The sequence below is a fragment of the Nocardia violaceofusca NBRC 14427 genome (assembly GCF_963869435.1).
Taxonomy (GTDB): domain Bacteria; phylum Actinomycetota; class Actinomycetes; order Mycobacteriales; family Mycobacteriaceae; genus Nocardia; species Nocardia aobensis.
Genome location: NZ_CAWMPM010000056.1, coordinates 21,632 through 32,947, shown reverse-complemented (window position 1 = coordinate 32,947; position 11,316 = coordinate 21,632). Strand labels below are relative to the sequence as shown.

9 protein-coding genes and 1 pseudogene are annotated in these 11,316 nt (G+C 67.5%); 4 read left to right on the top strand and 6 right to left on the bottom strand.

The window, feature by feature from the left end:
- Window positions 1-17 precede the first annotated feature (17 nt).
- Window positions 18-452: a protease inhibitor I42 family protein gene (locus AC5592_RS33750; RefSeq protein WP_157122416.1), complete on the bottom strand. Its 435-nt coding sequence runs from the start codon at window positions 450-452 to the stop codon at window positions 18-20.
- A gap of 47 nt (window positions 453-499) precedes the next feature.
- Window positions 500-1,306 (bottom strand): SAM-dependent methyltransferase, encoded by an 807-nt coding sequence (locus tag AC5592_RS33745; RefSeq protein ID WP_036500827.1) that lies wholly within the window; start codon window positions 1,304-1,306, stop codon window positions 500-502.
- 116 nt (window positions 1,307-1,422) lie between these two features.
- Between AC5592_RS33745 and AC5592_RS33740 the strand changes: the two genes are divergently transcribed.
- Window positions 1,423-3,591, top strand: a complete 2,169-nt coding sequence (locus AC5592_RS33740; protein ID WP_063820357.1) for a putative bifunctional diguanylate cyclase/phosphodiesterase — start codon at window positions 1,423-1,425, stop codon at window positions 3,589-3,591.
- A gap of 66 nt (window positions 3,592-3,657) precedes the next feature.
- On the opposite strand, the gene AC5592_RS33735 is transcribed toward AC5592_RS33740, so the two are convergent.
- Window positions 3,658-5,271: an MFS transporter gene (locus tag AC5592_RS33735; protein ID WP_063066527.1), complete on the bottom strand. Its 1,614-nt coding sequence runs from the start codon at window positions 5,269-5,271 to the stop codon at window positions 3,658-3,660.
- A 409-nt stretch (window positions 5,272-5,680) separates the two neighbouring features.
- On the opposite strand from AC5592_RS33735, the pseudogene AC5592_RS33730 reads away from it, so the two are divergent.
- A pseudogene (locus AC5592_RS33730) lies at window positions 5,681-5,770 on the top strand (SDR family mycofactocin-dependent oxidoreductase); the annotation flags it as partial.
- 101 nt (window positions 5,771-5,871) lie between these two features.
- Here AC5592_RS33730 and AC5592_RS33725 read toward each other — a convergent pair.
- Complete coding sequence (locus AC5592_RS33725) at window positions 5,872-6,207, bottom strand: MerR family transcriptional regulator (RefSeq protein WP_036500823.1); 336 nt, start codon at window positions 6,205-6,207, stop codon at window positions 5,872-5,874.
- A 63-nt stretch (window positions 6,208-6,270) separates the two neighbouring features.
- Here AC5592_RS33725 and AC5592_RS33720 point away from each other — a divergent pair, with 63 nt between their 5' ends.
- Window positions 6,271-7,434 carry an MFS transporter gene (locus AC5592_RS33720; protein ID WP_063066526.1) on the top strand — a complete coding sequence of 388 codons (1,164 nt, stop codon included), beginning with the start codon at window positions 6,271-6,273 and terminating at the stop codon, window positions 7,432-7,434.
- 103 nt (window positions 7,435-7,537) lie between these two features.
- Here AC5592_RS33720 and AC5592_RS33715 read toward each other — a convergent pair whose 3' ends face one another.
- Window positions 7,538-8,599 (bottom strand): alpha/beta hydrolase, encoded by a 1,062-nt coding sequence (locus AC5592_RS33715; RefSeq protein ID WP_063066525.1) that lies wholly within the window; start codon window positions 8,597-8,599, stop codon window positions 7,538-7,540.
- Between the two features lie 205 nt (window positions 8,600-8,804).
- Window positions 8,805-10,034, bottom strand: a complete 1,230-nt coding sequence (locus AC5592_RS33710; protein WP_063066524.1) for an FAD-dependent monooxygenase — start codon at window positions 10,032-10,034, stop codon at window positions 8,805-8,807.
- A gap of 73 nt (window positions 10,035-10,107) precedes the next feature.
- On the opposite strand from AC5592_RS33710, the gene AC5592_RS33705 reads away from it, so the two are divergent.
- Window positions 10,108-10,710 carry a TetR/AcrR family transcriptional regulator gene (locus tag AC5592_RS33705; protein WP_063066523.1) on the top strand — a complete coding sequence of 201 codons (603 nt, stop codon included), beginning with the start codon at window positions 10,108-10,110 and terminating at the stop codon, window positions 10,708-10,710.
- Window positions 10,711-11,316 lie beyond the last annotated feature (606 nt).

Sequence of the window (11,316 nt, the reverse complement as noted above, 5' to 3'; positions counted from 1 at the left end):
TATCGATCCCCGGGGTGTTACCGCACGGTGACGGTCATCGAGAACCGCTGGCCCGGGTTGGCCTGATCCCACGGCCGCACCGACACCAGGCTCAGCCGGGTGCTGCCGGCGCGGGCAGCGGTGAAGGTCCACACACTGGTACCGGGGGCGCCCGGCATCGAGCTGCCCGGCCGGAACACCGGGTCGCCCTCCTGGGCGAGCACCCCGCGGTCGACCTCACCGATCTGCCAGACGTAACCGGTCGTCGGGTTGTCGGGCAGGGCCACCGCCAGTTCCTGACCGACGTCGAGGGTCGTGGTCCCGCCGTCGCCGTCGGTACCGACGATGATCGGCTCCGATACCGCCTGCACGGCACCGGGCACCGCGGGAATCGGGTCGGCCCCGGCAACCGCATTCGCCCCACCGGCCGCCAGCGCCAGACCGAACACAACCATCAGCAAAGGTGTACGCACCGCATTCCTTCCATATTCAAACGGGCGTCCACACCCTACAGTCGTGCTCAGCTCAGCAACGCCAAACCGCCATAGGCACCGGAGAATTCGGGATGCTCCCCCACGTCGGCCGGATTGTCCGGCCGCCACAACGGCAGATGCACCAGTCCTGGTTCCAGCAACGGCCAGTCGTGGAAGAATCCCGCGATATGGTTTCTGTCGCGCAGCACGATCTCGGTCGAGGTGCGCCCCGAGAGCTTCTGCGCCTCCAGCACTTCGACCGGCTGCCCGTCGGCGGTGGCATGGGTGATCGCCAGATAGCTGCCCGGGGCGACGGCCCGCTGCAGCCGTGCCACACATCCCGCCGGATCGGCCTCGTCCGGGACGAAATGCAGCACTCCCAAAAGCAATACGGCGATCGGCCGGTCGAAGTCCAGCACCTCCCGCACCAGCGGATCGTTCAGAATCGTGTCCGGCTCGGCGACATCGGCCTGCACGACCGCCGCATGCGGGTTGCCGTTCAGAATCGCCCGGCTGTGCGCCACCGCCACCGGGTCGATATCGACGTAGACGACCCGCGCCTGCGGATTGCGCGCCTGCGCCACCTCGTGCACATTGCCGACGGTCGGAATGCCCGAGCCCAGATCCAGGAATTGCGTGATACCGGCGTCGACCAGATGACGCACGCAGCGACGCAACAGATCTCGGTTGGCGCGCATGGTCTCGGCGACATTCGGAGTGAACGATTCGATCTGGCGTGCCAGTGTGCGATCGATCTCGAAATTGTGCATCCCGCCGACGAAATAGTCGTACACCCGGGATGCGCTGGGCCGATCCAGGTCGATGCCTTCCGGCGCCCAACTAGGTCTGGTCATCGCAACCTCTCCGGAACTAAACCCCGCCGGAAGGCGAAGCCACGCAATCGTATTCGACACACGTGCGAAACTCCCGCGGTTCACATGAAGTCCACGCCCCGGCTACCATCATCGACATGGCGTGGGATGGGTCCGAACACGACGGTCCGCACGCCGACCTGGCGCACCGATGGGCAGCGGCGCTCGGCGGCGGGGTCCGCGATCACGTCGTACCCATGAGCGTTTCCGAGGCCCACCAGTTGCTGCTCACCCTCGCCCGGGGGTTGACCGACGCCGCCGACTCCGGCGGTACCGCGCGGGTCGCCGAACTGGGCGGCGATCTGGCCCGCGCTCATTTCGTCGGCGACGAGGTTCTCGGCCGCACCATGACGGTGCTGGCCACCTACTTCGCCGAACTCGACATCGGCTCGGGACGGGCCGCGGAACTGATCGGCGCGTTCGCCGGCGGTTACGTTCGAGCGTTCCGGGCATGGCTGCTCAGCGAACAGGAAAGTGTGCGCACCGCCGATATCGCGGCGCGCAGTGTGGTGGAGGAACAGTTGCGTGCCAGTGAGGCCCGATTGCGGGCCGTGTTCTCCCAAGCCGGGATCGGCACGGGGCTGTCGGATATGACCGGCCGGATCATCGAGGTCAACAACGCGTTCGCCGCCATGCTCGGCTACGAACCGGAACAGATGTACGAACTCGAGGTCACCGACCTCACCCATCCCGACGATCCGCCGGGCATGTGGGAGCTGTACGCGGGGGTGCTGCGCGGGGATCACGAACATGCGCAGATGGAGAAGGCCTATCGCCATCGCGACGGGCACACCGTGTGGACCAATATCAACGTCTCGCTGATCCGTGACGATCACGGCCGGCCGCAGTACACGCTGGTCCTGGTCGAGGACATCTCCGAACAGCGCGAGCTGCGCGAGCGGCTCAGCTACCGCGCCCATCACGATCCGCTCACCGGGCTGGCCAACCGGTCCCGGTTCTTCGACGCCCTCACCGAAGCCTTCGCCGACCCGGACGCGCGGGTCGGCCTGTGCTACGTCGACCTCGACCATTTCAAGGCCGTCAACGACACCTTCGGCCATTCCATCGGCGACGAACTGCTCACCCGTGCGGCGGCCCGGCTGTGCGCGTGCGCGGTCGGGGAGAACAATCTCGTGGCCCGCATGGGCGGCGACGAATTCGTCATCCTGGTGCCCCGCACCCGACGCCGGCGCGAACTGATCGATCTGGCCCGCACGGTGCTCGACGCGTTCACCGTGCCGTTCGACATCGACGGGCACCGGTTGCGGATCGGGGTCAGCATCGGCGTCATCTCCGAACAGGCCGCCGAAACCACCACCGAAGAGCTGCTGCAGGCCGCCGATTCGACCATGTACTGGGCCAAGACCGACGGCCGCGGCCGCTACGCGGTCTTCGACCCCAGCCGGCGCCGCCGGGAGCACACCCGCGCCGAACTGCTCGCCGATCTCCCGGGCGCGCTGGCCCGCGGCGAATTCTTCCTCGACTACCAGCCGATCGTCGATCTCGGCGACCATCGGCCGGTCGCGGTGGAGGCGCTGGTGCGCTGGCACCATCCCCAGCTGGGAATTCTCAGTCCCGCACGGTTCATCGACCTGGCCGAGGGCGGCGGCCACATCATCGCGCTCGGCACGGTGGTGCTGGAGCAGGCGTGCCGGGAGGGCCGGCGCTGGTGCGACCGCTTCGGCGACAAGGCGCCCGTGGTCAGCGTGAACGTGTCGGCGGAGGAGGTCGCCGATCCGGCCTGGCTCGAACGGGTGCAGAAGATCGTGGCCGATACCGGAATCCCGCCGGACCGGCTGCAATTGGAACTCACCGAGCGCACCTTCATGCATGCGATCGGGCGGCCGCTGCAAGCGCTGCACACCCTCGCCGAATCCGGAATCCGCATCGCCATCGACGATTTCGGCACCGGCTATTCCAACCTCGCCTATCTGGGCCAGCTTCCGCTGCACGTGGTGAAACTGGCCGGGCCGTTCATCCATCGCATCCGCAATGCCGGCACGGTCGGCCGCAGCGATCTGCTGATCCTGGAGACGATCATCGACCTCAGCCACGATCTGGGTCTGAGCGTGACCGCCGAATGTGTGGAGACCCGGCATCAGGCCGATCGGCTGCTCGGACTGCAGTGCGATACCGCCCAGGGCTGGTACTTCCACCATCCGGTGCACGCCGACGTGATCGCGGATCTGCTGGCCCGCGAACTCGTCGAACCCGGGTCGCTGCCGCTCGAACTGCCGGGCTCGCTGCCGAATCCGCACGGCCGCTGAGCATGACGCACGCGGGCGGTGCGGTGGCCGTCGCCGGTCACCGCACCGCCCGCGTTCAGCCCGGAATCAGTACGCGGTACCACCGGTGGCCGCGCTGCGACCGTGCTTCATGAACACGACACCCACGAGCGCGATCGCCGCGGACACGGCCACGAAGTAGAAGCCCAGCTCGTATCCGCGGTCGGCGAACAACAGCGGAATATCCTTGGTGGCCACATGATTTCCCGCCACCGAGATATCGGCGCGCACCGGATTGGCGTTGAGGAAGGCGGTCGCCACCGCGATGCCGATCGCGGCGCCCATCGACTGCATCACCCCGAGCATGCCCGCGCTGATGCCCTGCTGTTCGGCCGGAACGCCCTCCACGATGAGGTTCGGCGTCGAGGCGTAGTACAGGCCGAAGGCGAGGCCGTACACGGCGCTGATCAGCGCGATCACACTCCAGCCGTGATCGAGGACCGCGTAGGCCAGCCCGCTGAGCACCATCACCACCAGCGCCGACATCAGCGGCATCCGGGCGCCGGAGCGGCGAATCCAGAAGCCGCCGATCAGGCCGGCGATCATGCCGATCACCGCCTGCGCCAGCGCCACGTGCACCGCATATCCGAGCAGCGTCAGATTGTCGCCGTAGGTGTAGCCCGGATTCAGGCTCACCTGCACAGCCTGCGCCGGCAGCATCTGCCCGGTCTGGGCGTGGATCTCGGCGAGCGTGCCCTGCACGACACCGGCGGTGACGTCCGCCGCGGGCGGCGACTGGGTCATGTACCCCACCGCATAGCCCTGATATCCGATCGTGAACGACGCCAGCAGCGCGACGAACAGCACCACACTCACGCGCGGGTGGAACAGCAGCTTCATATCCATGATCGGTTGCCGCACACGCATTTCCACGATCGGGAAGGCGGCCAGCAGCACCAGCCCGCCGACCAGCCAGGCGAGCGTGGACGGCTTCGCCCAGCCCCAATCCTGACCCTTGTCCAGGTAGATCAGCGTCAGCACCGCACCCACGGCCAGCAGCACCGCACCGATGAAGTCCAGCCGCTGCGGCGTGCGCAGCCGCGACTCCGGCACGATCAGCGCGACCAGCGGCAGCATGATCACGGTGAAGACGAACAGGAACCAGAAGATCGCTCGCCAGCTGTGGTGGTCGACGATGTAGCCGCCGATCAGCGGTCCGGCCACGGCCGAAACGCCCAGGCCGGTGGAGGCGACACCCAGCCCGATCGGCACATATTTGCGCGGCATGAGGTCGCGGATCAGGCCGTAGGAGATCACCGCGGTGGCGATCGCGGTGGCCTGCAGACCCCGGCCGAGCAGGAAGAGCATCCAGTTGCTGGTGATCGCGCACAGCGCGCAGCCGATCAGGAACAGCACCCCGCAGAGCATGAACATCCGCTTCTTGCCCCAGATGTCGCTCATCTTGCCGACGAGCGGTGAGGCCGCGGCGCCGATGACGCCGAAGATGATGATCGCCCAGTTGATGTTCGCGCCCTGGTCGGGGAAGGTCGGCGCGATCTGGCGCAGGGCCGCCGACACCATGACGAATTGCATGGGGGCGACCTCGGTGAACAGCACGATCACCGCGAGCACGGTGAAGATGCGAAGTTTGGACGCACCGTCGAGACGGCCGGTCGTATCGACCGGCTCCGACGGTGTCGTCGCTTCGAGGGAGGTGGACATGTGCCCTCCGGCGTGACAGGTGAACAAGATGGCGTGAACCGTGTCACATTCCGGGTGGTCCGAATATCACCGAACCCGCTCAGTGGGACCGAACTCGCGCATCTCGACGCCGTACGACACCGCGGCAGTGCACAATGCTCTGATGCTCGATGTGTACTACGGCTTGTTCCTGCTCTTGTTCGAAGGAGAGCGGCTGAGCCACATCTTCGGAGTAGCGCTCGACTCCGGAAATCTGTGCGGGTGAGAGGGTTCGACCGCCGCGCCGTGGCACCGGGCGGTCCTCACTCGCCGGCGGGCTTCGCTGCCGGCGGCTCCAGGATGTCGAGATAGTGCTCGACGAGAGCCGGCAGCTCCGCACGCCCCGGTGTGAAGTCGAAGTTGTTCTCCATCACGAGGATTCGCGGCAGGCTCGACAGCGGTGTGCTTCCTGGCGTCGGACGAGGCCCGCTACATCACCGGTCTGCCACTCACCGTCGATGCCGGCAGCACCCTGAAGTAACCGCCCGGTGTCGCCGCGGCCGAAAAGAGCTGGAATACGAAGGTATTCGTCGATTCCGACCGCTGCGGCCAAGCCTGTCCGGAGTGGGGGATCGAGGCGCGCTAGGTGGTCGCGAGCAGGTCGTCCAGCAGCGACCGGGTATGGACGAGTCGGTCGATATCACCGGTGATCCGGCGACGCTCCACCTCCAGTCGTTCGCGGCAGCCGTCCAGCAGCAGGGAATCGCCGGACAGGCACGAGAGGATTTCGCCGATGAGATCCATGTGCAGGCCGGCCGCGAGCAGGGTGCGGATGTGCGCCACCGTGCGAATGTCGGAGTCACCGAAGACGCGGTATCCGGTGGCGGTTCGCTCCGGCTTCAGCACACCTCGTTCCTCGTAGTAGCGCAGTGCGCGCACACTCACCCCGGTTCGCTCGGCCAACTCTCCGATCTTCACCCGGCGCTCCGTTCACTGTGCGGACTTGACTCTCACGTCGACGTGAGAGTTTAGCGTCCCAGCATGCTTCGACTCGGCATCCTCATATTCTGCGTATTCAGCGTCACCACCGGCGAATTCGTCGTCGCCGGCATCCTGCCCGAGGTCGCCGCCGATCTCGGCGTCACCGTCGGCGCCGCCGGCCTGCTGGTCACCGCGTACGCGGTCGGCATGATCGTCGGCGGCCCGCTCCTCACCGCGGTGACGGCCGGCACCGACCGGAAACGGTTGATGGTGGCATTGCTGACCGTCGCGGTCGTCGGCAACACGGTCTCCGCTCTCGCACCCGACTTCCGATTGCTGCTGGCGGCCCGGTTGCTCACCGCATTGGTGACCTCGACATTCTTCGCCCAGGCCGTTGTGATCGCGGTGCAGTCCGCGGCGCCCGAACGCGCCGGAACCATGGTGGCGCGGTTGGCATTCGGCATGAACCTGGCGATGATTCTCGGCGCCCCGATCGGCACCCGAATCGGCAGTCAGTGGGGGTGGCGGACGACCTTCGCCACGATCGCGGTCGCATGCCTGATCGGGCTGGTGGCGATCGCCCGGACATTCCCCTCCGCGGCCGCTGCGGAACGGACCTCGGCCGTCGCCGAGTTGCGGGTCCTGCGGCGGGGGCCGGTGCTGGTGGCGCTGGCGATCACCGCGGTCGGCAACGTCGGAGCGCTGATGGTGTTCAGCTACCTCGCCCCGCTGCTCACGAACCTGGGCGGCCATCCCGCCGGACGGTTGCCATTGCTGCTGCTCGCCTACGGTGTCGGCGCGACCATCGGCAACCTCGTCGGCGGCACACTCTACGACCGCAACCCCCGGTTCGCCCAGCCCGCGCTGCTCGGATTACTGGCCGTGACCTTCGTGGCAGCGTGGTTCGTCGCGACCGTCACCGCGCTCACCGTGGTCGCGGTGGTGGCGATCGGCCTGCTCGGCTTCGCCGTCATCCCCGGCATGCAGGCGCGCGTGCTGCGAACCGCCGCCGCGGCCCCCACGCTGGCCATGGCCGTCAACGCCTCCGGCTACCAGCTCGCCGCCGCCGCTGCGGGCCTCGTCGGCGGACTGATCGCCGACTCCCCCGCAGGCCCCCGCCCGCTCTATCTGGTCGCCGCCGGCCTCACCGCCTGCGGCCTGCTCATGACCGTCACCGCCACCCGTGCGTCCCACCCCGAAGACGCGGACGCGATGGCGCAGTGACCACGCCGCCACCCGGTGGCGCGCCGCGCGAGCGACACGCCGCCGGGTGGCGGTGCCGGCCGGACCGCCGACGATCCGCAGGGGAAACGTCGGCGAATCCGTGTCAGCCGATGTTCGCCGACAGGTCCGGAGCCATCCGGTACACCTCGTCACGCCAGTTGTTCCAGGCGTGGATGCCCGCGGCCGGGAAGTCGTAGGCGATGTTCTGCGCGCCCAGGGATGCCATCCGCACCTGGAATGCGCGGGTGTTCACCAGCGCCAGAGCCTCGAGTCCCATGCCGTTGACGGTGCCCATATTCGGTCCGTCGGTGGCGGTGGGGATGCCGCTGCCGGCCGAGATCCACAGCCGCGTGTGGTTCTGAATCAGCCTCGGCGCGAAGACGAACGGGTCCATCCGCAGCCACTGCGGGCCCCACGGCGGAGCCATCGCATCGACGTTGTAACCGCCGGCATCGAGCATCGCGACGCGGATCGCCTCGCGCATACCCGGCGCCGAGATGTTCAGGTACCCGGAGAAGGAGCCGGCGAAGCTGAACTGGTCGGGATGGTAGGCGGCCAGGGTCAGCGCGGCACTACCGCCCATCGACAGGCCGAAGACGCCGTTGCGGTCGGCCCGGAATCCCAGGCGGTCACGCAGCGCGCCGCGCAGATTCTGCGTCAGGAAGGTCTCCCACTTATAGGTGTAGGACTTACCCGGCCCGGCCGAAAACGCCTGCAGCGCACCGGATCCCGATGTCGAACCGGACGAGGAGCCCGAGCCCGGCGCAACGCCGAGGAAGCTGGACGGCGCGTTCCAGTCCGCGTAGAAGCTGGACTGACCGCCGACCGGCATCACCACGTTGATATTCCACGAGGTCAGCAGGCGGGCGATATCGGTCTCGATCTCCCAGCCGTTGAGGTCTTCGCGCGCACGCATACCGTCGAGGGCGTAGACGACGCGGTCGGTATTGCCGTCGGCGGCGCGGAAGACGCGCGATTTGACCGGCCCCATACTCGAATCGACCCAGAAGTCGAAGCCGGAGGGATCGAAGGCCGCCGCGGCCCGCGGGAGCTGGCCCGATACCGCCGCGGTCAGCGGCACGAACAGAGCCAGGGCCAAGGCGAGCAGGGTCCGCCCCGGCGTCGCACCGGAGCGGCCGGATCTCTGCCGACGCAATCTTCGCATGTCACAGCAACCTTTCGTGATCGAACGCCGCAGGCCGTGCCCCCGCCCGGCCGCGACGGTGCCCAGTGCCGCCGCCCCGACCCCCTGTCTCGCCGGGGCCCGCCGCACTGCGCGTGTCACGCCCGTATCGACCCCCCGTTAGGCACCGTTACTGAAATGTGATGTTTATTTCCGACCGATCGGTTTCGCATAACAGACATGACGGTCACGCGACGGAGACGTCCGGCGTCCGCGCTTCCGGATCGTCCAGCGAGATGGTGCGCGCGACCTTCTGCGGCGCCCCGCCGATCAGTCCGCGCCACGGCAGGTAACGCAGCATCCGCACGTTGAGGTTGCGGAACCCGATCATCGCCTTGCTGCTGGGCGCGTACCACGCGCCGACACCCTCGGCGAACTTCTGACAGGCGTCGACCATCGGTCGCATCCGTTCCTCATAGCGCGCGAACGCCGCCCGATGATCATCCCGAGCCGCGGCCAGTTCGGCGGCCAGCACATAGGCGCCGACCAGCGACAGATCCGCCCCCTGCCCCGACAGCGGCGACGCGCAGTAACCCGCGTCGCCCACCAGGGCGATCCGGCCCGACGACCACGTCTGCATCCGGATCTGAGCCATCGCATCGAAGTAGAAGTCCGGCGCCGCGGGCAGATGCTCGAGCAGCATCGGCACCGCCCACCCCTCACCGGCGAAGGTTTCGGAGAGAATCTCGCGCTGACGCGCAGTGTCGCGGTAGTCGTAGTCGAGCCGGTCCGAGGCCCACGCGAAGATCGCCTTCGCCTCGATGTTCGATCGCGCGCTGTAGCTACCGGCGATCTTGCCGGGCGAGTTGTAGTCGAGCTCCCAATGGTCCAGCTCGAGCACATTGGGGATCGTGTAGATCGAGATGTAGTAACCCATGTGACGCAGGAACTGCGACTCCGGCCCGAACACCAGCGTGCGAGTGTTCGAATGCACGCCGTCGGCGCCGATCACCAGGTCGAACGTGCGCGGTGCCGCGTTCTCGAAGATCACGTGCACACCGCCCTCGTCCTGCGTGAGCGCGGCGATCGAATCGCCGAACAGATACTCGACGTCGTCGCACGTCGCCTCGTACAGCACCTCCGCCAGGTCGCCGCGCTGGATCTCGGTATCACCGTCCGCGCCGACGCCGTTGAAGGTCTCGCTGTCGATGCTCGCGCGCACCCGCCCACCCGCGTCGACGTAGGACGTACCGCGCTTGCCGGTGCTGCGTTCGTGCACCCGGTCCAGCAGACCCATCCGGCGAACCACCTCGGTGGCCGTGCCCAGCACGTCGATGGCCTGACCGCCGGCCGGCAACGCCGGAGCCTTCTCCACGATCGTCGGCTCGAAACCGTACCGGGCCAGCCAGAACGCGAGGGCCGGGCCCGCGATGCTCGCGCCGCTGATCAGGACTGTGGTGTTGCTCGTCTGGTGCATGGCGAAACCGTACAGCGAATTTGCGCAAACGCGCAAGACATTTGTCTAAGGCTAATGCGCTACTCTGTCGGACATGGGAAATCGCGAGGATCTGCTGGCCGGAGCCCGGCAATGCCTCTTCGACAAGGGATACGACCGGACGACGGTGCGCGATATCGCCACGGCAGCCGGGGTGAGCATGGCCGCGATCGGCTACCACTTCGGATCCAAGGAGGCGTTGCTCGGCGAGGCGCTGGCCCAGGCCACCCGCGACTGGGGAACGGAATTGGCCGACGCCGTGGCGGATTCACCACCGGCCACATCGCTCTCGGCCGGGCGATTCGAGGCTCGGTGGGACGCAGTGATCGACAGCCTCGCTACCCACCGCGGCCTCTGGTCGGCCACCTTCGACGCCTTGGCCCACCCGGAGATCCGGGACCGGCTCGCCGAGAACCTCGGGGAGGCACGCTCGGGCCTCGCACGACTGATCGAGGGACTCGACGAACCCACCGAGGAAGCCTCGCGCGCCACACCTCCGGCCACCGATGCCGAAGCGGTCGGCGCGCTGTATCAGGTGCTGCTCACCGGATTGGCGGCGCACCAGCTGATCGACGCGGAAAGCACGCCGCGCGGACGTGATCTCGCCCGCGCTATCCGGCTCGTCGCCGACCGGCTCGACGCGGAGGACCCTGCGTGATCATCCGTGACAGGATCGACGTATCCCCCTGCGCCGTAGGGCAATTCGAGCCCCCGAAAGACGGCCACACAGCATCGGGTCGTCGGCGTCATTGGCCCCACCCTTTCCGCACCCGCACGGCGATACAGGGGTGGAGGCCCACTCCCGGTTCCGAGTCCGAAATGCTCAGCGACCGACGCGAACCCGCATGACCCCGCCGACTACTTGTCCGGGAACCCGGCGGAAAATCCGGCGGCGATGAGTGCGGCGGCGATGACCGACAGGACGGCGATGCTCCACATGGCAAACCTCTTCGATTGTGGGCCAAGCGGTTTCACCGTAGCGTGATGCGGTTCACATCGTGACCGAAACGGGCGCATTCGAAAGCGCCGGCCCGCGTCCCCGAGTCCACCCACCCAGAACACACCTCGCCGCACCTCACCGGCAGGTACCCCGCGATGCGATGGGCCGACCCGGTCGATGCCTTTCTTGTGAAAGTCGCCGTCGTGGCAGAGCCGGGCTTTCCCGAACATTCCGCACATACATGTTTCAATGCGCATATGCCCGTGAGGCAATGAAGCCATCCGATCGGCCCGCTGAACTTCCATCGACGCGACCGGCAGAACG